Annotated in this window: 19 protein-coding genes and 4 pseudogenes; 13 read left to right on the top strand and 10 right to left on the bottom strand. The window is 40.4% G+C overall.

The window, feature by feature from the left end; genetic code table 11:
- The first annotated feature begins 56 nt into the window (after positions 1-56).
- The 8 genes and pseudogenes from ACEWFH_RS21265 (at position 57) to ACEWFH_RS21230 (ending at position 9,250) form a co-directional block, all read left to right on the top strand.
- Positions 57-1,813 (top strand): annotated as a pseudogene (locus tag ACEWFH_RS21265) (ABC transporter ATP-binding protein).
- The gene (locus ACEWFH_RS21260; protein WP_473725577.1) at positions 1,779-3,578 is read left to right on the top strand and encodes an ABC transporter ATP-binding protein; all 1,800 of its coding nucleotides are present in this window, start codon (positions 1,779-1,781) and stop codon (positions 3,576-3,578) included. The pseudogene ACEWFH_RS21265 and the gene ACEWFH_RS21260 overlap by 35 nt, the downstream one beginning before the upstream one ends.
- A gap of 130 nt (positions 3,579-3,708) precedes the next feature.
- Positions 3,709-4,107 (top strand): LytS/YhcK type 5TM receptor domain-containing protein, encoded by a 399-nt coding sequence (locus ACEWFH_RS21255; RefSeq protein ID WP_473725576.1) that lies wholly within the window; start codon positions 3,709-3,711, stop codon positions 4,105-4,107.
- 176 nt (positions 4,108-4,283) lie between these two features.
- Positions 4,284-4,976 carry an ATP-binding protein gene (locus tag ACEWFH_RS21250; protein ID WP_473725575.1) on the top strand — a complete coding sequence of 231 codons (693 nt, stop codon included), beginning with the start codon at positions 4,284-4,286 and terminating at the stop codon, positions 4,974-4,976.
- Positions 4,977-5,019: 43 nt separating this feature from the next.
- Entirely contained in the window at positions 5,020-5,190 is a 171-nt protein-coding gene (locus ACEWFH_RS21245; protein WP_473725574.1) for a hypothetical protein, read from the top strand.
- 281 nt (positions 5,191-5,471) lie between these two features.
- Positions 5,472-6,967: pseudogene (locus ACEWFH_RS21240) on the top strand (phytoene desaturase family protein).
- A pseudogene (locus ACEWFH_RS21235) lies at positions 6,964-8,402 on the top strand (phytoene desaturase family protein). The pseudogenes ACEWFH_RS21240 and ACEWFH_RS21235 overlap by 4 nt, the downstream one beginning before the upstream one ends.
- 5 nt (positions 8,403-8,407) lie before the next feature.
- The gene (locus ACEWFH_RS21230; protein ID WP_473725573.1) at positions 8,408-9,250 is read left to right on the top strand and encodes a phytoene/squalene synthase family protein; all 843 of its coding nucleotides are present in this window, start codon (positions 8,408-8,410) and stop codon (positions 9,248-9,250) included.
- A gap of 356 nt (positions 9,251-9,606) precedes the next feature.
- On the opposite strand, the gene ACEWFH_RS21225 is transcribed toward ACEWFH_RS21230, so the two are convergent.
- From ACEWFH_RS21225 to ACEWFH_RS21190, 8 genes are all read right to left on the bottom strand, one after another.
- Positions 9,607-10,110: a GNAT family N-acetyltransferase gene (locus tag ACEWFH_RS21225; protein ID WP_473725572.1), complete on the bottom strand. Its 504-nt coding sequence runs from the start codon at positions 10,108-10,110 to the stop codon at positions 9,607-9,609.
- Between the two features lie 112 nt (positions 10,111-10,222).
- Entirely contained in the window at positions 10,223-10,945 is a 723-nt protein-coding gene (locus ACEWFH_RS21220) for a phytoene desaturase family protein (protein ID WP_473725571.1), read from the bottom strand.
- 20 nt (positions 10,946-10,965) lie between these two features.
- Positions 10,966-11,718 carry a phytoene desaturase family protein gene (locus tag ACEWFH_RS21215; protein WP_473725570.1) on the bottom strand — a complete coding sequence of 251 codons (753 nt, stop codon included), beginning with the start codon at positions 11,716-11,718 and terminating at the stop codon, positions 10,966-10,968.
- Positions 11,719-12,004: 286 nt separating this feature from the next.
- The gene (locus ACEWFH_RS21210) at positions 12,005-12,817 is read right to left on the bottom strand and encodes a glycosyltransferase family 2 protein (protein ID WP_473725569.1); all 813 of its coding nucleotides are present in this window, start codon (positions 12,815-12,817) and stop codon (positions 12,005-12,007) included.
- A gap of 8 nt (positions 12,818-12,825) precedes the next feature.
- On the bottom strand, positions 12,826-13,662 hold the full coding sequence (locus tag ACEWFH_RS21205; RefSeq protein WP_473725568.1) for a carotenoid biosynthesis protein: 837 nt from the start codon (positions 13,660-13,662) through the stop codon (positions 12,826-12,828).
- Between the two features lie 2 nt (positions 13,663-13,664).
- On the bottom strand, positions 13,665-14,504 hold the full coding sequence (locus ACEWFH_RS21200) for a phytoene desaturase family protein (protein ID WP_473725567.1): 840 nt from the start codon (positions 14,502-14,504) through the stop codon (positions 13,665-13,667).
- Positions 14,505-14,548: 44 nt separating this feature from the next.
- On the bottom strand, positions 14,549-14,908 hold the full coding sequence (locus ACEWFH_RS21195) for a hypothetical protein (protein ID WP_473725566.1): 360 nt from the start codon (positions 14,906-14,908) through the stop codon (positions 14,549-14,551).
- A complete protein-coding gene (locus tag ACEWFH_RS21190) occupies positions 14,869-15,168 on the bottom strand; it encodes an FAD-dependent oxidoreductase (protein ID WP_473725565.1) in 300 nt (99 codons plus the stop codon). Before ACEWFH_RS21190 ends, ACEWFH_RS21195 begins: the two co-directional genes overlap by 40 nt.
- 314 nt (positions 15,169-15,482) lie before the next feature.
- Between ACEWFH_RS21190 and ACEWFH_RS21185 the strand changes: the two genes are divergently transcribed.
- From ACEWFH_RS21185 to fni, 3 genes are read left to right on the top strand one after another with little or no spacing between them, the layout of a single operon-like run.
- Entirely contained in the window at positions 15,483-16,529 is a 1,047-nt protein-coding gene (locus ACEWFH_RS21185; protein WP_473725564.1) for a glycosyltransferase family 2 protein, read from the top strand.
- Positions 16,530-17,042 carry a glycosyl-4,4'-diaponeurosporenoate acyltransferase CrtO family protein gene (locus tag ACEWFH_RS21180; RefSeq protein ID WP_473725563.1) on the top strand — a complete coding sequence of 171 codons (513 nt, stop codon included), beginning with the start codon at positions 16,530-16,532 and terminating at the stop codon, positions 17,040-17,042.
- The gene (gene fni, locus ACEWFH_RS21175) at positions 17,032-18,087 is read left to right on the top strand and encodes a type 2 isopentenyl-diphosphate Delta-isomerase (RefSeq protein WP_473725562.1); all 1,056 of its coding nucleotides are present in this window, start codon (positions 17,032-17,034) and stop codon (positions 18,085-18,087) included. The genes ACEWFH_RS21180 and fni overlap by 11 nt, the downstream gene beginning before the upstream one ends.
- A gap of 41 nt (positions 18,088-18,128) precedes the next feature.
- Here the strand turns inward: fni and putP are convergent, their stop codons facing one another.
- Positions 18,129-19,604 (bottom strand): sodium/proline symporter PutP, encoded by a 1,476-nt coding sequence (putP, locus tag ACEWFH_RS21170; RefSeq protein WP_473725561.1) that lies wholly within the window; start codon positions 19,602-19,604, stop codon positions 18,129-18,131.
- Positions 19,605-20,022: 418 nt separating this feature from the next.
- On the opposite strand from putP, the gene ACEWFH_RS21165 reads away from it, so the two are divergent.
- Positions 20,023-21,927: an ABC-F family ATP-binding cassette domain-containing protein gene (locus ACEWFH_RS21165; RefSeq protein ID WP_473725560.1), complete on the top strand. Its 1,905-nt coding sequence runs from the start codon at positions 20,023-20,025 to the stop codon at positions 21,925-21,927.
- Positions 21,928-22,165: 238 nt separating this feature from the next.
- Positions 22,166-23,143, top strand: a complete 978-nt coding sequence (locus ACEWFH_RS21160; protein ID WP_473725559.1) for a nuclease-related domain-containing protein — start codon at positions 22,166-22,168, stop codon at positions 23,141-23,143.
- A gap of 43 nt (positions 23,144-23,186) precedes the next feature.
- On the opposite strand, the pseudogene ACEWFH_RS21155 reads toward ACEWFH_RS21160, so the two are convergent.
- Positions 23,187-24,742, bottom strand: a pseudogene (locus tag ACEWFH_RS21155) (ABC-F family ATP-binding cassette domain-containing protein).
- Between the last annotated feature and the right edge of the window lie 275 nt (positions 24,743-25,017).

Below are 25,017 nucleotides of genomic sequence, written 5' to 3'. Positions count from 1 at the left end.
AAATAGAAGTAGATTGTTAAGTTTGTTAAACATCGGTGACGTTCGGGGGATAACTTATGTGGAAAGTGTTTTCTTATTTAAAAGCGTACCGGTTCTCGATTGGAGTTGCTCTTTTTTTAACTCTAACAGAGCTGGGAGTTGAATTGCTGCAGCCATTAATTATGGCAAAGATCATTGATGACGGTATTTTAAAAGGCGATTTGAGTGTGGTTAAGTATTGGGGAATCGTGATGTTTGGTCTTGCTTTAGCTGCTTTTGCAGCAGGGATTGCTAACTCGTTCTTCTCAGCACATGTAAGTCAAAACTACGGATTTGATATAAGACGGCTCGTGTTTGAAAAGGTGCAATCTTTTTCGTTTATTAATTTCAATAAATTTCCTGCTTCCTCTTTAATCACAAGAATGACGAATGATGTGACACAGCTGCAAAATACGGTATTTATGAGTTTGAGAATCATGTTAAGAGCTCCCCTGTTATTAGCTGGTGGAGTGATTATGTCTCTCATCGTCAACTGGAAGCTGGCTATGGTACTAGTTGTGGCTTTGCCATTTCTGTTGTTTTTTCTGAAATGGGTTCTTAGGACTGCCGGCAGCATGTTTCGGGATGTCCAAGATAAGCTGGATGGCGTGAATCGTGTTATGCGCGAAAACTTAATGGGAATGCGATTGATTAAGGCTTTTTTGAGAAGGGATTTTGAAAAAGACCGATTCGAACAGTCGAGCAACGACTTGAAAGAGCGTACTGTTTCATCTCTTCGATTAATAGAAGTTTCGATTCCAGTCTTGTTGTTTGTTATGAATATTGGAATTCTTTTCATCCTTTGGTTTGGCAGCAGACAGGTGAGCTTTGGCACGATTGAGGTAGGGGAAGTTGTAGCCATCGTAAACTACTCATTCCGGATCTCATCCGTTCTGACGATCATTTCTTTTATAATTATGGCTTTCTCTCGTGCGAAGGCATCAGCTCAGCGCATTGGGGAAGTACTGGATACTGAGGTGGATCTAGTGGAAGCTGCAGACACTGATCAATCACTATCTTTGCAAAAAGGAGCAGTGGAATTTAAGAATGTTTCTTTCAGCTATCCGGAAAGTGATGTACCTGTTCTGCAGAATCTATCTTTTTCAGTTAAGCCGGGGGAGACGTTAGCGATCCTTGGTTCAACAGGTTCTGGGAAAACTTCGCTCTTTCAGCTCGTACCTAGACTTTACGATGTTACAGCTGGTGAAGTGCTCGTTGACGGAAAAAATGTAAAGGATTATCCGATTGAGACGCTCCGAAAAGGAATTGGTGTCGTTCCACAGGAAGCGGTGCTTTTCACAGGTTCAATTTCCGAAAACATCGGCTGGGGAAAGAAGGAGCATCTCAAAATGAGATCGTTACGGCGGCTATTGATGCTCAAATTCATGAAACAGTAGAAAAATTACCAAATCAATATGATACTAGAGTAGGGCAGAGAGGTGTTAACCTCTCTGGCGGGCAAAAACAAAGATTGTCAATTGCAAGAGCATTAGTTCGTAAACCTAAAATTTTAATGCTGGATGATAGCACAAGTGCACTGGATTTAAAGACAGAAGCAAAGCTGTTAAAGGCGTTAAGAACCTATTCATGTACAACGTTTATCATTACGCAAAAAATCAGTACAGCGATGGAAGCCGATCATATTCTGCTTTTAGATGATGGTTCCATCGAGGCGTGGGGAACACATGAGGAACTCCTTAATGCATCACCGCTGTATGTAAGAATCGTGCAATCTCAGTTTGGGGAGGAGGACTTTCATCATGTCAAAGGGTTCAAACAGACCTCATCCACATAATCATTTATTTGGAGAGAAAGTAAAACCGAAAAACTGGGCAAGTACAATAAAGCGTATTGGAAGTTATTTTTCTAGTCAAAAATGGCTGTTAAGTTTGGTGCTGCTTATGGTAATAATTAGCTCTGCTTTAAGCTTGCTCGGTCCTTTTTTAATCGGTGTGGTGATCGATTCTTACATTGTTAAAGAAAATATGGACGGATTGAATAAATTGCTGATCGGTCTTGTTTTTGTTTTTATTGGGCAATCTCTTTCCATCTGGCTGCAAAACTATTGGATGATCGGAATTGCACAAGATACCGTATTAAAAATGAGAAACGATTTGTTTAACCAATTTCATAAGCTCTCGATCTCGTTTTTTGACAAACGGCAGCACGGTGAATTGATGAGCCGGGTTACAAATGATATTGAAAATGTCAGTTCAACATTAAACAGTTCATTCATTCAAGTGTTTTCCAGTATCCTCACTTTGATTGGAACAGTTGGTGTAATGATCTATTTAAGTCCCATTCTCACGCTTATCTCCCTATCGATCGTGCCCTTAATGTTCTTTGGGTTAAAGTGGATCACAAAAAGAACAGGTGCCAGGTTTAAAGAACAGCAAAGAAATTTAGGTGAGATCAACGGATACATTGAAGAAATCACTTCTGGCCAGCGGATCGTTAAATCTTTTTCACAGGAAAAGAGAGTTATTGAAGAATTTATGGTGAAAAATGAACGTTTGAAAGAGTCGGGGTATTGGGCACAGACATTCTCGGGTTTTATTCCTAAATTGATGAACGTTCTAAACAATGGTAGTTTTGCTTTAATTGCGGGGATTGGTGGAGTTCTTGCTCTGAATGGAAAAGTATCGATCGGTGTGATCGTCATATTTGTTGAATACTCAAGACAGTTTACTAGGCCGCTAAATGATCTGGCGAATCAGTTTAATACGCTTTTGTCAGCGGTGGCTGGAGCAGAGAGGGTTTTTGAGATTCTAGATGAATCTCAAGAAGAAATGGATGAAACAGGTGCTCTTGAGCTGTCTTCTGTAAAAGGGAAAGTGGAATTTTGTGATGTTGCTTTTTCCTATGAAAAAGATGAGAACACGGTAAGCGGATTAAGCTTTTCTGTAAAAGAAGGTGAAACAGTCGCATTAGTTGGTCCGACTGGAGCAGGAAAGACGACTATTGTGAACTTGCTTTCGCGTTTTTATGATGCAGATTCTGGTCAGATCTTGATCGATGGTCACGACCTCAAGAAAGTAAAACGAAGCTCTCTTAGAAGTCATATGGGATTTGTGCTGCAAGATTCCTTTTTGTTTGAAGGAACCATACTTGAAAATATTCGATATGGACGGTTAAATGCTACAGACGATGAAGTTATTGCAGCTGCTAAACTGGCTAATGCTCACTCGTTTATCAAGAAACTGCCAAAGAGCTACAAAACGATATTGAATCAAGAGGGAAGCGGCATCAGCCAAGGCCAGAAACAGCTCTTGTCGATCGCAAGAGCCATTCTAGCAGACCCTTCTCTGCTGATTTTAGATGAAGCAACAAGCTCTATTGATACGATTACAGAGATGAAGATACAAGAAGCCTTGCAGCGTCTGATGCAAGGGAGAACGAGTTTTGTTATTGCACACCGGTTGAACACAATACAGCAAGCCGATCAGATACTTGTTCTTCAGGACGGGGCCATATTCGAAAAAGGGACTCACGAAGAATTGTTGAATAATAAAAAGTTCTATTATTCTTTGTATCATAGCCAGCTGAAACAAGACGCTTAACGCTGGCGATATTTACTACTTTAGTCTTACAAAAACAATGCTTTAGTCATAAAAAAAGGGCGATTTCTGAAGGAATCGCCCTTTTTTTGTCGTATTCTTAACACAAGCCATTTGGACTGGGGAGTAGACCATGATTGTAGAAAAGCTGCTTTTACATGTATTAATTGTACTTGCACCAGTATTAAGCTATAGCTTGATGTTCGAAAATCGAAAAATAGGAAAGTCCCCATACTTTTTAGGTCTTTTATACGGAGCATCTGCGTCGCTTTGTATGTATTTTGCTTATTATGATTCAGCTTTATATTGGGATCTGCGCTATGTTCCTGTTGTTCTTTCTATCTTTTATGGTGGTCCGATATCGGGAATTATTACGATCACAGCGCTAATGATCACCAGAACCGCTATGGGCGGAGAGACACTTTTCTTAGCTTACATAACAGCAGTTGTTGCATGTGCTGTCCCTTTCGTCATTTATAAATACTTCTGGAAATCTGCACCGAAAAAAGAATCTACCTCTCTATTATCATAGGTTCTTGGCCTGCTTTTGTTCAGCTCATCATTCTCTTTATTTACCTTACCTTCAATAAAGATTTCGTACAGTTAGATCAAGATTTATTTATATACATAACCGTTTTTGGCCTTATTCAAATAGTAACCTTTGTTTTTACCGCTATTTTAAATGAGTCTGTCATTGAACGAAATTTAATGAAAGACGAGATCAGGCGCTCAGAAAAGCAGCATACGCTAGGTGAACTCGCAGCTTCGATTGCTCATGAAGTTCGAAATCCATTAACAGTCGTGAAAGGATTTCTTCAGTTAATGGAAGGTGAGGACGAGCGACATAAGCATTATTATCCGCTCATATTAAGCGAGTTGGGAAGAGCTGAGAACATTATCAGTGATTATTTAAATTTTGCTAAACCGGAATTTAAGAAGATTGAGACATTTCCTCTCCCGCTGCTTGTTATGGAACTAAGTATTTTATTAAATCCATACGCCTTAAAAGAAGGGATTTCACTGACTCACTATATTGAATCAGATGCTGTTATTACAACAGATCGCAATCAGTTGAAACAAGCGCTGATTAATATTTTAAAAAATGCTGTTGAAGCAACTTCAAAAGAGGGACGAGTTTCCATTAAACTCATTGAAGATGGAGAACATGTGAAGATTATCGTTAGGGATACAGGGAAAGGAATGACAAAGGAACAGCTTTCACGTGTGGGTTCTCTGTTCTTTTCGACGAAAGAACAAGGAACAGGATTAGGAACCATGGTATCTACTCGCATCATTGAATCGATGGGAGGCAGGGTGGAGTATACAAGTAAGATGGGCAAGGGAACGAAAGTAAGTGTAACGTTGCCTTTGAATACGATGTTTGAGGAACAACCGGTTTAAAAATCGTAACAAAGGGGAAAATGCTGAGAAGAGGTGAAGCAGCATGGATAACTTTATGTCTGATCTTTTTCGGTTTTTAGGCGGCTTCTTAAATGTCAGCTTATTATTAGTGATCATTATTGTTATACTGATCGTTCGAAAGGCTAGAAAGAAAAAGCCTAAAAATGAAGAAGAAGACTATCTTAATCATAAAGAAAGACATTCAAAAGAATAATTTTCGAAAAGCCTGCAGAATCTGCAGGCTTTTTTTAATAGTTTGTCGAGTTTTATGTTTTATGTTTAAAGTTTATTTCATTTAAGTATTTGAGAAGGTTTTCCATCTTTTTCGTCGAAATTAATTACAGACCATATGTGAATAAGCACACATCAAGAGAACTTGTTATTGAGTGTGCTTTTTTATATCTTTTAAATTTGCCAATCATTTAACACCCGTCGTATAATTTTTGTATAATATTATGTATATAGTTTGTAAAAGTAGAAGGAAGGTATGAAATCATGAAATCTGTAGCTGTAATTGGTGCAGGCCCTGGTGGCTTAACGGCAGGAATGCTTTTAGCCAGCAAAGGTTATCAAGTAACAGTATACGAGAAGCAACCGTTTATTGGAGGACGTACTTCTGCTTTACAAAAAGATGGTTTTACGTTTGATCGGGGTCCCACTTTTCTGAACATGCCTCACATCTTGGAGGAAATGTTTCACCTAGCAGGCCGGCGATTAGAAGATTATATAGAATTAAAAAAACTTGAGCCGATGTATCAGCTTAAATTTAAAGATGCGGTAATAGATGCGACGACAGATCAATCGGTTATGTATCAAAATATAGAAAGTACCTTTCCTGGAAATGGCGAAGGATATAGACGCTTCATGAAGAAAGAAAAAGAAAAGTTTGAAGCGTTAATGCCTATATTGCAAAACAAGCATGATTCTCTTCTGGATTATCTGCAGCTTAAATTTATTAAAGCACTACCGAAGCTAACGATTACGGATTCCTTGCATGATCAACTCTCCACTTATTTCTCTGACGAAAGGCTGCGTCTTGCGTTTACGTTTCAGGCGAAATATTTAGGTATGTCACCATGGGAATGTCCTGGTGCGTTTACGATTTTATCTTACATGGAACACGCTTATGGGGTGTATCATCCTGTCGGCGGTGTTAACAAGATTACAGAGGCTATGGCAAACGTGATCAAGGAGTATGGCGGAAAAGTCATGACGTCTTGTGGAGTGAAAGAACTGGTTATTGAAAAAGGGAAAGTTAAGGGACTCCAACTGGATTCAGGTGAAACGGTGTATGCCGATGAAGTGGTAGTTAATGCAGACTTTGCACACGCTATGGAAAAGTTGATGCCTAAAGGCTCTACAAAGAAGTATACGAGCGATAAATTGATGAAGAAGAGCTATTCTTGCTCGGCGTTTATGCTGTATGTTGGCGTGAATAAAAAATACGATCTGCCTCACCATACTATTGTTTTTTCAGAAGACTATAGAAAAAACGTCGAAGAGATTACGAAGAAAAAGATCTTATCTCAAGACCCATCCATCTATATTCATAATCCTTCTGTAACAGATCCAACGCTTGCTCCTGAAGGGAAGTCAGCGCTCTACATCTTAGCGCCGGTTCCTAATAACTTTAGCATGATTGACTGGGAACAGCACAAGCATGAGTTTAGAAAACTGGTTCTTCAGCAGCTCCAGGAACGAACAGAGTTTAAAGATTTGCAGAAGCATATTGAAACAGAGCATTTGTTCACTCCGCTTGACTGGGAAACACAACTTCAAGTTTATAAGGGAGCAACGTTTAACCTCGGACATCAATTAACTCAAATGATGTACTTCAGACCGCACAATAAACAAAAAGAGATAGAAGGATTGTGGCTCGTAGGGGAGGAACCCACCCCGGAAGCGGTTTGCCTACCATTATGGAATCCGCTCGTATTACGACTAGAATGATGACAGAAAAACATAGCGCTATGGAGGTTCAATCAGTATGAATGCTGGGATTGTTGGCGGAGGAATAGGTGGCTTAATTACAGCACTCTACTTAAGAAAGCAAGGTAAGGAAGTTACGATCTATGAGAAAAGCTCCAGACTTGGCGGCAGGCTGAACTTTTTGAAAAAGAGGGATTTAGAATCGATAGCGGACCAACCATCGTTCTGCTTCCTGAGATGATTTATGAAATCTTAAGTGAAGTTGGCATTGGGCGTGAAGAATTAGAATTGATTCCATGCACTCCGATGTACAAGTTGAACTACCCAGATGGGTCTCACTTTTATAAAAGAAGTGATCTGCCTGGTCAGTTGAATGAAATCAGCAGAATGTATCCTGGTGAGGAACAGGGTTTCTTGAGATATGTTACGGATATGTATGAACGTTTTCATCAAGGAAAAACGGCATTCTTAGACCGTTCTTTTGTGAACAGAAGGGATTTTTGGACACCTAAAAATCTGCATACACTTACAAAACTAAAAGCCTATCAATCTGTAAAAAAGCTAGCAGAAGCCTATTTTAACCATCCTAGAATGCAGGAAGCTTTTTCGTTTCAGACACTGTATATTGGCGGATCACCTGAAAACTCGCCTGCGATGTACTCGCTCGTGCCATTCAGCGAGCATGCTCATGGCATCTGGTATGTAAAAGGCGGATATGCAAGTATCGTAGATTTATTGCAAAAAAAGCTAGTTGAACAAGGTGTGGAGATTAAGGTAGGAACTCCGGTGAAATCCTTATCGTTAGAAGCAAATGCTTGTAACGGAGTGGTCACAAAGGAAGGCACCCAATTGCACGATATGGTTATCTATAATGGCGACTTTCCTGGTATTCACAACCTCATTCCTGGCTCCCGCCCAATAAAGAAAAACTTCCAATCTTCTTCCGGATGTTTTCTGTTGTACCTCGGGCTGGATAAGACTTATGAGGAAGCAGATGTGCATCAGTTCTTTATGACTGATTTCTTTGATGAACATATGCAAGAAGTTTTTGTACGTAAAAAACTGCCGCGGGATCCGGCCATTTATACGTTTTACCCATCAAAGCTAGATCCTTCTCTTGCACCAGAAGGTAAAAGTGTACTTTATGTGCTGGTTCCCGTTCCTTCAGGAGATACGGTGGATTGGGAATCTGAAAAGCAAGCTTACGCTGATTTTATATTGGAGCGATTGGAAAGCAGAGGGTATCCAGGGCTCAAGGAATCCATTCTTTGGAGCGAGGTTCGTACACCGAATGATGCACTCACGGATGGCTTGTACCAAGGCGGCAGCTTCGGTATTGCTCCAACGTTAAAGCAATCAGGTGTGTTTCGGCCACAGATTAAACCGCTCCCATATGAAAATTTGTACGCTGTTGGTGCATCCATACATCCTGGTGGCGGAGTACCAATCGTTATGCAAAGTGCAAAACATCTCGCAAAATATCTTGAAAGGGCGTGAAACAATTGGTAACGGTTCAGGAATCCTATTCTTATTGTGAAGAAGTCATTAAAGTTCATTCTAAAACATTCTATAAAGCATTTTCATTTTTGCCTGAAGAGAAGAGACGTGCCGTTTGGGCAGTTTACTCATTTTGCAGAACTGTAGATGATATTGTAGATGAAGGAGAGCGGCCACTAGAAGAGCTTGCTATTTTCAAAGTACAGTTTAAGCAGTTCCTAAAAGGCGAAATTCCTGCCTCCGAACCAATGTGGATCGCGCTGCAGCATGTTTTTCAGCAGTTTGATATGGATCAACAAGCGTTTTTGGATATGATCAAAGGACAAGAAATGGATCTATACAAAACGCGTTATGAAACAGTAGAAGAGTTGGAATATTACTCTTACCATGTGGCTAGCACGGTAGGCTTGATGCTGCTGCCAATTCTAGCTCCTGAACATAAAGACGTGCTTCGGGAAGGAGCCATTTCGCTTGGAATTGGGATGCAGTTTACGAATGTACTGCGTGATATTGCAGAGGACTTAGATCGCGGCCGAGTATATTTGCCTTCGAAGGTAATGGCTGAACATCATTATAATGAAGAAGATTTAAAACAACATTTGGTTGATACTCGTTTTATTGCTGCGTGGGAAAGTATTGCGGTCCGTGCAGAAGTATTTTATGCAAAGTTTAGCGAAACGCTGGAGCATTACCCGATCGATGCAAGGATGCCTGTTCAGCTAGCGGCCATTTATTATCGAGAGATTTTAAACAAAGTTCGCAAGCAAAATTATAAAGTGTTTAGCAGCAGAGCATTTGTATCCAGTGAGGAAAAAGGTGATCTTTTAAAGAAGATTGCTGTGAAATGATTTCTGTATATTAGAAAAAGAGCTGATAACCAGGATTCATGCCTGTTTGTCAGCTGTTTTTTTCTTTGAAGCTTTTGAAAGTGGTTGATCTCCGTTTCAGGATGCTCGCTTTCGGGGGCGTGCGGTGAGCCTTCTCGGCGTTTGCACGCTTAGAAGTCTCACCTGTCCCGCTTCAAGGAAGTATCCTTGCTCCTGCGTCTACAAGCAGATGCTACTGATGCGCGCTTCCTCGTCGCATGCCTTCCAAGAAGCTTCACAGGTGGTAGGCACGCACCTTGCACTCCAATCAACTAGCAAAGAAGAGAATGAAAATTGACCATTAGCAACAATCTTCTAGACGTAAATTCGAGAAAAAATTAGAGAAACAACACCATATGTTCTTCATCTATAAACTGACCATCCACTTTAAGCGCTTTTTCCTCGTATCCGTAAGTTTTAAAACCTAGTGAAGTGTATAGATTTTTAGCTTTTTCATTATCAGCTGCTACGGTTAAATTCAGCTTCTCGATAACAGGTATGCTTCTTGCGTGTTCGATGGCAGCTTTCATGAGAGCCTTTCCTACTCCTGCTTTACGGTTCTCTGTGCTTACATACATGGCATAAATGTTGCCGCGATGCTGCATCTTTAACACTTTTTCTTGCACTAAGGTAACGTTGCCGATCAGTTTCCCTTCATCAAACATGCCAAACGTGTAGCTGCCTTCTTCTTGCAATCTTTCTGCTACTTGCTTGATTGGTTCTTTTCTTTGCAATGCTTCTTCATAACTTGAAGAAAAAGCTTCGGGGCTAAGCTTCAGCGCCTCTAGTCGTAGCTCCCAGTAGAATTCTGCGTCTTCTGGTTTTAAGAGTCTTACTTCCATGATCCATCCCCCAATATAGTTTAGAAAATAGTGTACCACAAAATGGAAAGTGTATGAAAGAAGGAATGAAAAATGAGCAAACGCCCTAAGGCGTTTGCTCATTTTTAAGGATTTATGATAATTGTGTGGGGACTGACCCCCACTGTTTTAGCACTTCACGGGCGACATTGCGGCCGCTGATGATCACCATCGGAGAGCCGCCGCCAGGGTGAGTGGTACCTCCAGCAAAGTACAAGTTGCTTATATCTTTCGAACGGTTAGAAGGGCGCAGGAACGTGTTTTTTCGTTCATTGGCTGATATTCCGTATAATGCACCTCGAAACGATCCGAATTTACGTTGAATGTCATGCGGAGTGATCATTCTTTCTTGAACGATATGAGGTCTGATGTTCAGACCGAACGATTCTAAACGATCATAAACGTGGTTTTTGTAACGTTCATAATCAACAACGGTCTCTGGGCGGTCAGGATCAATTGGTGGTGCGTTTACCAATATAAACAGATTGTCCCCGTCAGGTGAAACAGATGGATCTGTTACGGAGGAGTTCGAGATATAAATCGTTGGATCGTTTGGATACTTACCATTAAACAAGGTCTTGAATTCTTGCTGGTAGTCCTGAGAAAAATACACTTGATGATGCAGCATGTTATCAAGCCTTTTGTTAAGCCCTGCTAACAGCACAAATGCAGAAATCGAAGGGGAATAACTCTCCACTTTCTTATTCATCATAGAAGGCCTGTAGCGTTCTTCTACGAGCTTGGGATAAGTCTCTAATAAATCACCGTTCATTACAACCGCATCAAACTCAGCTTCTTCACCATTTGAAAGTGTCAACGATTCAGCGTGATTGTTCTTTACGTGTATTTTTTTACTTCAACACCCGAATGCAGACGAACACCGTGTTTCACCGCTAACTGCGCCATACTTTCAGCGATCTTCACATTGCCTCCCTTTGCGTAATAAACACCTTGAATCATCTCTAAGTATGCGATTAATGCAAACGTGGCAGGTGCTTGGAAAGGTGATGAACCAATGTAAGTCGCATAACGGTTAAAGGTCTGAAGAAGAAGAGGGTGTTTAAAATACGCCCGGTGAAAGCTGTCCATTGACTGAATCGGCCTTACTTTCATAAACGCACGAAAAAGAGAAGGAGATAGATAGTCTTTCATTGATGTAAAGGTTCTTGGGAAAAACTCTTTTTCAGCTAAATGATACAAACGCGTTACTTCATCAAGATATTTAGGATATTTTTGGGCAGCATACGGATCAAGTTTATGGAGCTGACTCACCACTTCATCCATCTCAGTGGACATTTCAAAAATCTCACCGTTGCTGCTGATGTTTCTAGTATGTGTTTTTAATGGAATCCATTCAAAATAGTCTCTAGGATTTTCGCCAGCATCTATAAATACTTGGTCAAATACTTGAGGCATCGTAATGGTATTCGGCCCAAAATCAAACGTGTGGGTGCCTAAAGCAACAGGCATCAGTTTTCCGCCATAATGCTCATTTTTTTCATAAACATGAACTTCACAATGGTTTGCAGCAAGTGAAATAGCAGCTGACAAACCTCCGAGTCCGCCTCCGATAACCGCAATTTTTTTCATTGATATAGACGCCCCTTCCATTCGTAGCCTTGTTTTTTGAGCCCGCGCCACATAGAGGCATTCATAAGAACGACCAACCCTAATGCTGATAACGGCATGAGCAAGGAAAGGAATGCGCTTTGTCCCGTCCTTAAGTCCACGTACGCCTTTTGCAGCACCGTGAACAGATAAGGCGTGACCCATAACAGTTGATGAGTAAAAATGCCGTAAATCAATAAAAATAGTGGTGCTATGTAGAAGGCACTATAAAAGAGAGATAAAAATATGACGAGTAAGATGGATCGTCCTAACCCTGGAAACAGATTTTTGTAAATCCGTTCCATACTTCTTTATTGCTGCGATACATATAACAAGAAACGTACCTCGTAACGTTTGCAAGCACAACAGTGTAACCTGATCGTTTCATAGCTTTTGCTAAGTCTACGTCATCAACGAGCGAACTTTTAATCGCAGCATGACCGCCTATTTCGTGATATGCCTCACTTTTAAACAGCATAAAAGCTCCGTGCGCGGCTGTTGCTGGTGGCCACTTCGTTAAATTTGCGAAAAAGAGCGGCAGATGAAACAGAATGACGAAATGTTGCAGTGGAACGATAAGTTTTTCGAAAAACAAGGAAACAGGAAACTTCGGAAAACCTGAAAGCAGACTGGCTTTTCGTTTCTTTAATAACGATAGTGAAGCTTGAATCGTTTGGGGATGCATACGAACATCTGCATCTACAAACAACAGGTAATCGCTTGAATTCGTTTGACTGAGCTGGTGGCAAGCGTGAACTTTTCCAGCCCATCCAGAGGGAAGAGGTTTACCTTGTAAAACGGTAAAACGACTGTCACCATCAATGTGCTCAAGCAGCTTCTTATATGTATCATCATCAGAGTGGTCATCTAAAATTGAAAAGGAAATATTACGATACGTCAGTCCTTTAAGTGTAGAAACAAGTCCAGCGACATTCTCTTCTTCATTACGCATCGGCACAAAAACAGCAACCCTCTCTGGATGATCAGCCCCTGGTAAGGGCTTCTTTAGAGAGGGTAAAAAGAGACTATTAATGATGGTTGCTGCTAAAAAGCTAATGGAAAGCACAATAAAAAAGATCATCAAGAATATCACCTTTTTCCGGGACTGTACGCTATTGTATTACTCAACTCTAACGGTTTGTTTTGTAATCGATACAAACTCAATATGAGTAAACTTGCAACGGTTACACCAATTGATGCCAAATAGAGTTGTGATGTAAAACCTAGCAAAATAAACATGCTCATTACCATAATAAAAACAGCTAGAGTGCGAGAATGCCAATATGGATGAGCGCTCATATTGGTTTTCTTTGCTGCATACAAACCAAACACTAATGTGACATGAAACAAGCTAGCTAAAAGAAACCAGCCTACAAAGTTTTGAAAAGGTATTCCATAATAAGCCCCAGAACCATCCCAAAACCAGTATCCTTTAACAAGGTAAGCAACAGGATCGATAATACCATCCATCACAACCGCAATTAGCGCACCCGTTATGATATAGAGTGGCAGCCGTATTGCTGTTTGGCCTTGGAAAGGCTTGACGATCCCACCAGCAATTGCGTGAGAGACAGCTAAAATCATCACCCACGCAAAACCGATGGCCACAGGAACACTTAACCACTTTAATCCAAGCTTGTCGCTATAGTCATAATGACCGAAAATCAGACCTGTTTTTACCCCGATACTCTCTGCCACAATGCTTCCAATCAAAACAAAAAACGTGAAAATAGCACCGAAGTTACCGTAAGTCCGATAGAAATACAGACCGCCCAGTATGCCGCACAATATCAAAAATACGCTGTTCGCCCACTCCAAAGCTGGAGGGAGAATATCAAAAACGAGAAGTATTAATCCTACGCTGTACCAAAAGATAAAGAAACGAAAGAGTACTTTATCGATGGTGCCATGATGTGCCGTTTGCAATATTACCCGATCTCCTTTGAAACTGTTTTTAAGTCTTCTCCAATCAAATCAGCAGTCAGCTGGCCGGATAGTGTTACCATAGGAACACCGCCACCAGGATGAGTAGAGCCACCAACGAAATATAGATTCGTAAACTGGTTGCTGCGGCTAGGAATCTTAAATCCGCCGTTCATCTTTCGGTCTGTTCGAATGCCGTAGATGGAACCGCCGTTTGGTCCGTAAAGTTCTTTTAACGTGTCCGGCGTAAACGTGTATTCCCACTCCACGTGCTGTCTAAGATCAGTCGCTCCCATTCTTTCAAGCTTGTTCAGCACGAGTTCACGGTAGCTATCAAGGTTGCTTTCCCATGTTTCTCCTTCTTTTAAAGGCGGAACATGTGTAAGTACGAACCAGTTATCTTTCCCTTCAGGAGCTTGGCTTGGATCAGACTTTGAAGAAATGCCTACATACACCGTAGGATCATCAGCTAGAATGCCCGTGTTAAAGATCTGATCGAACTCTCTCTCCTGACTTTGGGCAAAGAAGAAGTTATGATGTGCAAACTCATCGAACTTTTTATCAACACCAAGCAACAGCACAAGTCCAGAAACGGTAGGTTCAAATTTGCTAAGGTCTTCCGCCGCCTTTTTAGCCTGTGGATGGTTGGAAAGTAGCGTCTTATAAGCTGGAATCGCTTCTAAGTTAGAAACAACAATATCTGCATACAGCTCCTCGCCGTTCTCCAGCTTCACGCCTTTGGCAGTCGTACCTTCCGTTAGAATGCCTGCCACTTTATGGTTCGTTCGAACATCAACGTTATATTCTTTTAGTACGCTTAAAATGGATTCAGCAATTTTGTACATGCCACCCTCAACATAATAAATACCAAGGCCTAACTGAACATGAATCAGCTGTGAGAGAACAGCTGGAGCCTGGTAAGGGAGGAACCGATATACATGATGAAGAAATTAAATAGTTGTTGAAGATGCTTGTCTTTGATGAACTTCTTCGTTGCCTGATCCATTGATTTCACGGGATCCATAGCGAGAAGTTCTTTGAAACTATGAAGAGCACGAAGGTCGTTCAATCCGGATAAGCTTTTCTTGTAAAAGCTCTTCATGCTAAGTTCGTACATCTGGCTGCAATAATCGAGATATTTGAAAAATGAGGCCACATCTTTTGGGTTTACTTTTTCGATTTCTTTTAACATCTGAGGCAGATCGCTCGTCACATCAATAACGGTGCCATCTTCAAAAAAGTTCTCCATTGTGGTTCAATGCGCTGGATGTTTATGTAGTCGTGTATGTTCTTTCCAGCCGATTCAAAAAGCTGTTCAAGTACCCATGGCATTGTTAAGATCGATGGCCCTGTATCAAACGTGTACCCTTTCCCAGATCGCTGATTTAGTTTACCGCCGATACGCTCATTTTTTTCGAGTACAGTTACCTCGTGTCCGTCAGCTGCTAATCGAAGAGCTGCTGATAATCCTCCAAGTCCGCCGCCTACAACTAAAACTTTTTTCTTCATCAAACTCCTCCTCGGTATTGGTTATGAAAGTTACTATTGTTTCTTAGCTGTTGCTGTACGACTGTTCATCTGTATTGTATAGTTTATGTACAACAGTTGTAAAATTATTGGACACTTATTGAGCACACTCTGTAAGAATTTCTTTATTTTCAGTTCTTGACTGAAGTTGAATATTCCTCTTTTTTCAAGAATTGTTTGAAAAAAGAATACAAAGCCCAAGCTGTAATTAAAAGCTCTAATAAAAGGAGACAGTCGACATGTTTTCAACCATTTTATATTTATCAATCATGTGGCTTTGTGGGTGGTGCATGCTTATGAATATCCGTGTCCTAACCTCAAAAGGTCTCAGACAACCACAGTCTGTTTCGGTTATTATTCCCGCACGGAATGAGGAGGCAAACTTAAAAAAGTTATTGCCTACTTTATTAAATCAGAGTGTAACACTTCATGAGATTATTGTTGTTAATGATGATTCTGAGGATAAGACGGAAGAGGTTGCACGAGAGGCGGGAGTAACGGTTGTAAAGCCTAATCGTCTGCCGATTGGATGGCTAGGTAAACCGTGGGCCTGCTGGAACGGAGCAAACCATTCATCTGGAGATCTTTTGTTATTTTTAGATGCGGATCTTTTATTAGAAAAAGACGGAATTGAGCGTTTATGCAGCGAATGGGAGTCAAGAGGCGGCATTATTAGTGTTCAGCCTTATCACCAAATGAATTCTGTTTCAGAAAGACTTTCCTCTCTCTTCAACATGATTGTGATGGCGGCCATGCAAAGTTTTACGGTGTTTCGTAAAAAACCTGCTGGTGCGTTTGGACCTTGTCTCTTGATTGATCGGGAAACCTACAGAAAAATCGGAGAGCATGAAGGAATCAAGCATCAAGTTCTTGAACATATGGAAATGGGCAGAGTCGCTTTGTCACAGCATGTAAAGGTTACTTGTTTTGCAGGATATGGCGCTGTTTATTTTCGGATGTATCCAGAAGGGCTAAAATCCTTGTTTTACGGATGGTGTAAAAGCTTTGCGCTAGGTTCATCTAAAACGCCTTTGATGCCACTCATATTGTCTGTAGCTTGGATTACGGGAGGAATAAGTTTAGCTCTTCAGCTGCCATTTTTAGCTTTTCAAAAATTGAATGAAGTGGTTATTTGGGGCATCTTTTATATACTTTATATGATTCAGATTAAATACTTGATGCGGAGAGTTGGTACGTTTACATTACTGTCTGCTTTATGGCACCCTGTACACTTCTTGTTTTTTTCTATTGTGTACATATGGTCTTTTGTTTTAAGTGCGATAAAAAAAGAAGTAAAGTGGAAGGGCAGAGAAATTTCCGTTTCTGAAAAAGGGGATGTGTAGATGCTGATTGAACTTTCACCGTTTTGGACGGTTGTGATCAATATTTTAGCCTGGCTAGTTCTTCATTTAACTGTGGCATATATCATACACAGAATCCCTTTTGCCTATTTTACAAAAGAGCGGAAATGGGATGCGGCTGTAAAATGGGAAGGTAACGGAAATTGGTATGAAATGTTAGGAATTCGCAAATGGAAAACCATCCTGCCAGATGGTGGTGACTTCTATCGTGGAGGGTTTGCAAAGAAAACATTAGAGAAAGGTTCTGTGGAATATTTAGCTCGGTTTTTAGCAGAAACCCGCCGTGCTGAATTGACGCACTGGCTTTCCATGCCGCCAGCTTTATTATTTTTCTTATGGAACCCCGTGTGGATCGGAAACATCATGATTGTCTATGCGATTCTTTTTAATCTTCCATTTATATTCATCCAGAGATACAACAGGTTTAGGCTGATTCGAATCCTGACCTTGAAAAATAAATCGATTGAACGAAAAAGGAGGAGAGTTGTTGGATAAGTTGGATCTTTCGAAGGACCTTACAGAAAAACGGAAAACAGAACATATTCGTATTAGTTTAAATGAAGACGTAGAAGGCAAAAACATTACAACAGGTTTAGAGAAATATCGCTTTATTCCGAACGCATTGCCTGAACTTTCTTTTGACGAGATTTCTCTTTCTGCTACCTTTTTAGATAAAAAGATTCGTACGCCTTTCTTAATCAGTTCGATGACAGGCGGAACAGAAACTGCGCATAAGATCAATCGCAATTTAGCAATGGCCGCACAAGAAAAAGGTTGGGCGATCGGGCTTGGTTCAATGAGAGCGGCAGTTGAAAACGAGGATCTTGGCTATACGTTTCAAATTCGCAAATGGGCGCCTGATGTTGCGATTATCGCGAATATTGGCGCTGTTCAGCTCAATTATGACTTTGGAATAGCACAGTGTAAAAAAGCAGTCGAGATGGTTGAAGCAGATTTGCTTGTATTGCACTTGAACACATTGCAGGAAGTTTTCCAGCCAGAAGGAGATACGAACTTCTCCAATCTGCTTTCTAAAATAGAAAAAATCTCCCATTCTTTACATGTACCGGTTGGTGTTAAGGAAGTGGGGATGGGGATTGATTCAGAGACGGCGAATCGTTTAGTATCAGCAGGTGTTCAGTTTATTGATGTTGCAGGTGCAGGTGGAACATCCTGGATACAAGTGGAGAGTTTCCGTTCAAAAGATGACATAAGAAAAGAAGCGGCAGAAGCCTTTTTGGACTGGGGCATTCCAACTGCAGACAGTATTGTGGCTGTACGCAATGAGAATAAGACGATTCCACTGGTCGCGAGCGGTGGGTTAAAGCACGGCGTTGATGCGGCAAAATCAATCGCTTTAGGTGCAAATCTTGCTGGGTTTGGCCGAATGCTCTTACATTCTGCAGTAGAAAAAGACGCTGAAGCACTGCTAGTGCAAATGGAACGAATTGAATTTGAGTTCAGAGCTGCCATGTTCGGAATTGGCGCTGGAAGTATTGAAGAGCTTGCTCAAACGAAACGCATAGTGAAGAAAACATAAAAAAAGCGCTCCTGGTTATCAGGAACGCTTTTCGTTTATTTTTATTTAAGTTCTTCCAATGTTTCTTCCATATTATCGAATTGGTTTTGTACTTTTCTTGATGGATCTTTCGTCAGTAAGCTTACGATAATAATTGCGATTAAGCTTAAGAAGAATCCTGGGATCATTTCGTATACTTGTTCTTTTAAGTTCGGGAACTGTACCCATGTTAGTACTGTAACAGCACCAACGATGATACCTGCCAAGGCTCCCCACTTCGTCATCTTCTTCCAGAATAGACTTAGTAGAATGAGTGGTCCGAATGCTGAACCGAATCCTGCCCATGCATATCCAACTAAGCTCAGAATTGTGTCACTAGGGTTAAGTGATAATAATATTGCAATAACCGCGATAACTAATACTGACATTCTGCTAATAAAAACAAGTTGTTTTTGTGAAGCGTCTTTTTTAATAAATTGCTTATAAAAATCTTCTGTAATAGAAGAAGAAGTTACAAGAAGCTGAGATGAGATGGTACTCATGATTGCTGCCAAGATTGCTGCTAATAAGAAACCTGTAATTAACGGGTGGAATAACAGATTCGCAAATTCGATAAATACAGTTTCCGGGTCAGCAAGTTCTCTGCCTTCTCTAGCAAACCATGCTACACCGATTAGACCAGTTAACGAAGCACCGATAAGAGAAATAATCATCCAGCTCATACCGATTCTTCTTGCTGTTTTAATGTCCTTAACAGATGTAATCGCCATAAATCGAACGATAATATGCGGTTGGCCAAAGTAACCTAGTCCCCAAGCTAAGAAAGATAATAAACTTAACGTTGTAAGTCCTTTTGTTACTTGGAGAAGTGACGGATCTACACCGCGAACTGTATCAATAACTGTTTGTGTATCACCAATGTCTGTAAAAGCTACAATGGGTACCAAGATTAGAGCGATAAACATGATACAACCCTGTACAAAGTCTGTCCAGCTTACGGCAAGGAATCCGCCAAATAGCGTATACGCTACAACGACTGCACCTGTTAAAAGCATTCCTGTCGTATAGTCTAATCCAAAGGCACTATCAAAAAGTTTCCCACCTGATACGAGACCAGCAGAACAATACAGTGTAAAGAAAATGATGATTACAAGTGCTGAAACGATACGTAATATTTTCTTTGTATCGTTAAAACGGTTCTCAAGGTAGTCTGGAATCGTTATAGAATCATCTGCAACTTCTGTATACGTACGAAGCCGAGGTGCAACAAGAATATAGTTAAGATATGCACCAATCGTTAGTCCTACTGAAATCCAGATACTGCTGACTCCTTCTGTAAACATAGCACCTGGTATACCCATCATCATCCAACCACTCATATCGGAGGCACCGGCAGATAGTGCAGTAACAGCGGGACCTAATCCTCTGCCGCCTAGCATGTAATCAGAAAGGTCGGATGTTTTCTTGTAAGCCCAGTAGCCAATATAAAGCATACCAGCCATGTAAATAATTAATGAAATAATTACTCCTGTTTGCATGTAAAAATTTCTCTCCTTTTCTTTTTTCATGAAATGGGTCATGTTAGTTTGCTCAACGGATGACTTGTTTATGAAAAAGTTGGCAGGTCGAAAAAACTAGAGCTTTTTTGTGCAAAAAAGAGCTTGCGTGGAGTGAGTAAAAAAACTTGAAGTTAAAAGCGCGGTAGAAATACGCAATAAAACCTTACTGGGTGTTTTGCTTATCCAGTATCAACAACAAGAAAAAAGCAAAGCCGATTAATAAAATTGAAAATAGCGGCATCCGTTTTGAGCAAAAAACGTGCCCACTCCTTTTCAGAACATGTTTATCACTATAACAAAAATGAAGAAAAAACCCAAATGATATGGGAAAGATGCTATTCTGACGCGGTTGAGCTACAATAGAAACAAAGACTTTGACCTAAGGAATGATATTGTTTTGAGTATTTTATTAGTTGAAAATTTATATAAAACATATGGTGAAAAAACACTTTTTGATGATATTACTTTTTCGATCAGCGACAAACAAAGAATCGGATTGATCGGGCCAAACGGAACCGGTAAGTCGTCATTATTAAAAGCTTTGGCTGAAATTGAACCAGCTGAACGAGGGACGCTATCTCATGCGAATACATTTCAGATTGAGTATGTGGCACAGGAACCTGAATTAAATGAAGAACTTTCTGTACTAGACCAGATTTATTATGGAGATTCACTCATTATGAAAACGATGCGGGAATACGAGCAAGCCCTTCTTGATCTGGAATCAGATCCATCGAATGAGAAGAAGCTGAAGCGTTTGATGAACAGCCAGCAAAAGATGGATGAGAATGAGGCATGGGAAGCTAATACTGTTGCAAAAACGGTGTTAACAAAGCTTGGTCTGCGTGATTTTTCACGCCAAGTGAAGCATTTAAGCGGTGGTCAAAAGAAGCGGGTAGCCATTGCAAAAGCACTGATTCAGCCGGCAGATCTGCTGATTTTGGACGAGCCGACCAACCATCTGGATAATGAAACGGTCGAATGGCTAGAAACTTTCTTAGGAAACTATAAGGGTGCCTTACTGATGGTTACCCATGACCGTTATTTCCTAAACCGCGTAACGAACAACATTTTTGAGCTCGATAACGGTAAGCTTTATGTCTATGAAGGCAACTACGAAACCTATTTAGAGAAAAAGGCAGAACGCGAAGAGATCGCCCTGCAGAATGAAGATAAAAGGCAAAACACGCTTCGCCGAGAGTTAGCTTGGCTCCGACGTGGCGCAAAAGCGCGTACGACAAAGCAAAAAGCTAGAATACAACGTGTAGAAACTCTTCAAGAAGAAACAGGACCAGCAGCAAAAGGTTCTGTAGAATTTGCGATCGGTTCACAGCGACTTGGGAAAAAAGTTATTGAAGTACAGGGCTTGAGCAAGAGTTTAGACGGTAAAGAGCTTGTTAGGGATCTTGATTATTTGATTGTTCCTGGTGAGCGTTTAGGAATTATTGGACCGAATGGCAGCGGAAAAACCACTTTATTGAACATGTTAGCTGGAAGAACTACACCAGACTCTGGTTTAGTTGAGGTTGGGGAAACGGTTAAGATTGGCTATTACACACAAGACCATGAAGAGCTGGACGGCAACTTGCGTGTTGTCGATTATATAAAAGAAACGGCACAAGTCATCACAACAGTAGATGGACAGACGATTACAGCCGAACAGATGCTCGAACGCTTCCTGTTCCCACGCTATATGCAATATACGTACATTCGCAAACTTTCGGGTGGAGAGAAGCGCAGGCTTTATATGCTAAAAGTTTTAATGGAAGAACCGAATGTTCTGTTTTTAGATGAGCCAACAAACGACTTGGACATTCAAACGTTAGGTATTCTAGAAGAGTACTTAGAGAATTTCCCAGGAGTCGTACTGACGGTTTCCCATGACCGCTACTTTTTAGATCGCGTCGTCGATCATCTACTTGCTTTTGAAGGGGCAGGGAAAGTTGTCAGGTTTCAAGGAAGCTATTCCGATTACATGGAAAAGAAAAAAGAGCGTGATGAAGAGGCGGCTTCTGTGAAGAAAGAAGCGGCTGTTGTGGAGGATGCGCCTATTTCGCCGCGCAAAGAAAAGAAGAAAAAACTTTCATATAAAGAGCAGCAAGAATGGGATACGATTGAAGACCGCATCATGACCTTGGAAGAGAAAAAAGAACAGATTGAAGGAGAAATTGTTGCAGCAGGCAGTAATTTTGGCAAAATCAGTGAGCTTATGGTTGAGCAGAAAAAAGTGGAGAATGAGTTAGAAAGTGCGATGGAACGTTGGGAAGAGCTCTCACTACTGGTTGAAGAGTTGAATAGATGATTGGGTGGGCACCTCTTGCTGGAAGGCGAGGGGTGTTTTTTACACTGTAAAAGTGGAGAATTGGGATGAAGACTTATAAAAATTTTTGAGGACTTATAAAATTTTTTGAAGACTTATAAATTTTTTTGAAGACTTATAAATCTTTATGAAGACTTATAAAAAAATTTCTAATTTTTATGAGAGGAAAATTAGTCGCTTTTGTTGAATTTTTATAGGAAATTAAGGACGAGGTGATTATTTGATTGTAAAAGAAAGAACAAAACCATTAACACTTTTCAAACTAGATTCATTATTAGAAAGAATCCCTCTGAATTTCCCCAAAAAAGCAGATATTCAAAGTTATAGGGCAAAATTTAATGCGGGCTTTAATGGAGAGAAGTCTCTTGATTATCATTTAACTGATTTACCTGAAGAAAATTATTATATTTTCCACGATTTAAGGCTCCCAAGACATAAAACGCAAAAAATATACTTCCAACTTGATTCTCTAATTATAACTCCAAACTATTGTTTAATAATTGAAGTGAAGAACTTAATAGGAAACCTGTATTTTGACCATCAATTTAACCAAGTGATTCGCATCAGAAACGGAATTGAAGAAGCGTTCCCTGATCCTATTATACAAGTTGAATTTCAAGCGTCATGTTTTAAGGAATGGCTGTCCTCTCATAAGTTGGCTGATATCCCTATCTTCTATTTAGTAGTAATAACTAATATTCACTCAGTAATTAAAATTTCTCCTTTATATAAGAAAAGTCTTAATAAAATTGTTAAAGGCAAAGACTTGATTCGAACGATTCATAGATTAACTAAAAATTACACTCAAAATCATTTGTCTCAGAAAGAGATAAAAAAATTGAGTAAACTTTTGATTAAGAATCATAAACAGATTGATATAGATATTTTAAAACATTATGAGATTAGAAAAGAGGATATAGCTACAGGGGTTATTTGCCCTTATTGTGGTAAATTACCGATGAAAAGAGCAATGAGACACTGGATTTGTTTATCATGTTCTCAAAAGGATTCTGAAGCACATATTAAAGCTATTTATGATTATGCCCTCTTGATAAATTCTCAAGTTAAGAACGAAGAATTACGAAACTTCTTGCATCTAAATTCCTCTACTAGCATGTATAAAATCCTCCGTGCTATGGATTTAAAGCCGACTGGCTCAAGAAAAGCCGCAACCTACACCATTCCTCTTCCAAAATAATTTACAAAATAAAAAACCCCCACCAAAAGTGAGGGTCACAAAGTTAAAACACCTTCGTCGTCCAGCTTTCACAATTCCAGACGTCGTTTGCTACTTCTTTATAAAATTCAGGTTCGTGGGAGATCAAAAGAACGCTGCCTTTGAATGCTTTCAACGCGCGCATCAACTCATCTTTCGCCTCAACGTCCAAGTGGTTCGTCGGCTCATCCAGTACGAGTACGTTATTTTCGTGGTTGATCAGCTTACATAAACGTACCTTCGCTTTTTCTCCACCGCTAAGCACTTCAACTTTACTCTCGATGTGTTTTGTCGTTAGACCGCACTTCGCAAGAGCTGCGCGAACTTCATGATGAGAGAAGCCAGGGAACTCGCTCCAGATCTCTTCAATACATGTGTTGTAATTGGCTGACTTTACTTCTTGCTCGAAGTAACCGATCTCCAGGTTTTCACCGCGCTCAACGTTTCCGGAAACGGGCTTGATTTCACCTAGGATGCTGCGGAGCAATGTTGTTTTACCGATACCATTTGCACCGACTAAAGCAATTTTTTGACCGCGCTCCATGCGCAAGTTCAGCGGTTTTGATAATGGCTCATCATAACCGATCACAAGATCTTTCGTTTCAAAGATCAGCTTGCTTGGAGTGCGTGCTTCTTTAAAATTGAACTCCGGCTTCGGTTTTTCTTTTGCTAGTTCAATCACATCCATTTTATCAAGCTTCTTCTGACGTGACATCGCCATGTTACGAGTGGAAACACGGGCTTTATTACGTGCAACGAAATCCTTTAAACCTGCAATCTCTTGTTGCTGACGTTTAAACGCTGCTTCCAGCTGAGATTTTTTCATCTCATGAACGGATTTGAAATGATCGTAATCACCCACATAGCGGTTCAGCTCTTGATTTTCCATGTGATAGATCAAGTTGATAACGCTGTTTAAAAATGGAATGTCATGCGAGATCAAAATAAACGCATTTTCGTATTCTTGCAAATAGCGTTTCAGCCACTCGATATGCTGCTCATCCAAATAGTTGGTTGGCTCATCCAGCAATAGGATTTCTGGTTTTTCTAATAAAAGTTTTGCGAGCAAAACCTTCGTACGCTGTCCACCGCTCAGATCGTGTACGTCACGGTCTAAACCGATATCATCGAGTCCAAGTCCGCGCGCGATTTCTTCAACTTTTGCGTCGATCACGTAAAAGTCGTTGTTTGTCAGGGTGTCTTGAATAACACCAACATCTTCAAGTAACTTTTCAAGCTCTTCAGGTGTAACTTCACCCATTTTTTCGTACATACTGTTCATTTCTGTTTCCATGTCGAGCAAGTATTGAAACGCACTCTTTAGCACGTCGCGGATAGACATCCCTTTTTGCAGGACAGTATGCTGATCAAGATAACCTACACGAACTTTTTTGCCCACTCCACTTTACCTTCATCAGGCTTTAATTTTCCTGTGATTATATTCATAAAGGTGGATTTACCTTCACCATTTGCACCAATTAATCCGATGTGTTCTCCTTTTAACAGACGGAAAGACACATCATTGAAGATCGCTCTGTCGCCAAAACCATGGCTCAAGCCTTGTACCGTTAAAATACTCATCTATATAACACCTTTTCTGTCAGTAATTTGTACCCTCTTGATTATAGTATTGAATGGGGAAGGAACTCAATAGGTGCGGGCTGAATCGTGAAAAAGAAAAAGCACCCAAGGAAAATTTTCCAAGAGTGCCGTGCATCGTATCTATTCTTGCTCACCAGTTCTGTTTTTAAAAGCTTCCTTTGTAGCAAGGTTAACTGAATCCGTTTCGTCGCTTTTTTCAACGAGTCTGTTTTGAAGTGTATTATCAGGAAATTGTCCTGGATGGCCTTTTTCTT

The organism is Fictibacillus sp. EA-CB0309 (genome assembly GCF_055814265.1).
Note: the sequence above shows the minus strand (reverse complement) of the source record. Positions and strands in the feature narration are given on the sequence as shown.

Excerpts from the sequence above, each read along its gene's own strand:
- ACEWFH_RS21250 (WP_473725575.1), top strand. The coding sequence starts at position 4,284 with ATGAAAGACGAGATCAGGCGCTCAGAAAAGCAGCATACGCTAGGTGAA.
- ACEWFH_RS21190 (WP_473725565.1), bottom strand. The coding sequence starts at position 15,168 with ATGAAGAAAAAAGTTTTAGTTGTAGGCGGCGGACTTGGAGGATTATCA.
- ACEWFH_RS21215 (WP_473725570.1), bottom strand. The coding sequence starts at position 11,718 with ATGAAAAAAATTGCGGTTATCGGAGGCGGACTCGGAGGTTTGTCAGCT.
- ACEWFH_RS21255 (WP_473725576.1), top strand. The coding sequence starts at position 3,709 with ATGATTGTAGAAAAGCTGCTTTTACATGTATTAATTGTACTTGCACCA.
- putP (WP_473725561.1), bottom strand. The coding sequence starts at position 19,604 with ATGCAAACAGGAGTAATTATTTCATTAATTATTTACATGGCTGGTATG.
- ACEWFH_RS21195 (WP_473725566.1), bottom strand. The coding sequence starts at position 14,908 with ATGGAGAACTTTTTTGAAGATGGCACCGTTATTGATGTGACGAGCGAT.
- ACEWFH_RS21210 (WP_473725569.1), bottom strand. The coding sequence starts at position 12,817 with ATGATCTTTTTTATTGTGCTTTCCATTAGCTTTTTAGCAGCAACCATC.
- ACEWFH_RS21200 (WP_473725567.1), bottom strand. The coding sequence starts at position 14,504 with ATGTACAAAATTGCTGAATCCATTTTAAGCGTACTAAAAGAATATAAC.
- ACEWFH_RS21225 (WP_473725572.1), bottom strand. The coding sequence starts at position 10,110 with ATGGAAGTAAGACTCTTAAAACCAGAAGACGCAGAATTCTACTGGGAG.
- ACEWFH_RS21180 (WP_473725563.1), top strand. The coding sequence starts at position 16,530 with ATGCTGATTGAACTTTCACCGTTTTGGACGGTTGTGATCAATATTTTA.
- ACEWFH_RS21260 (WP_473725577.1), top strand. The coding sequence starts at position 1,779 with ATGTCAAAGGGTTCAAACAGACCTCATCCACATAATCATTTATTTGGA.
- ACEWFH_RS21185 (WP_473725564.1), top strand. The coding sequence starts at position 15,483 with ATGAATATCCGTGTCCTAACCTCAAAAGGTCTCAGACAACCACAGTCT.
- ACEWFH_RS21245 (WP_473725574.1), top strand. The coding sequence starts at position 5,020 with ATGGATAACTTTATGTCTGATCTTTTTCGGTTTTTAGGCGGCTTCTTA.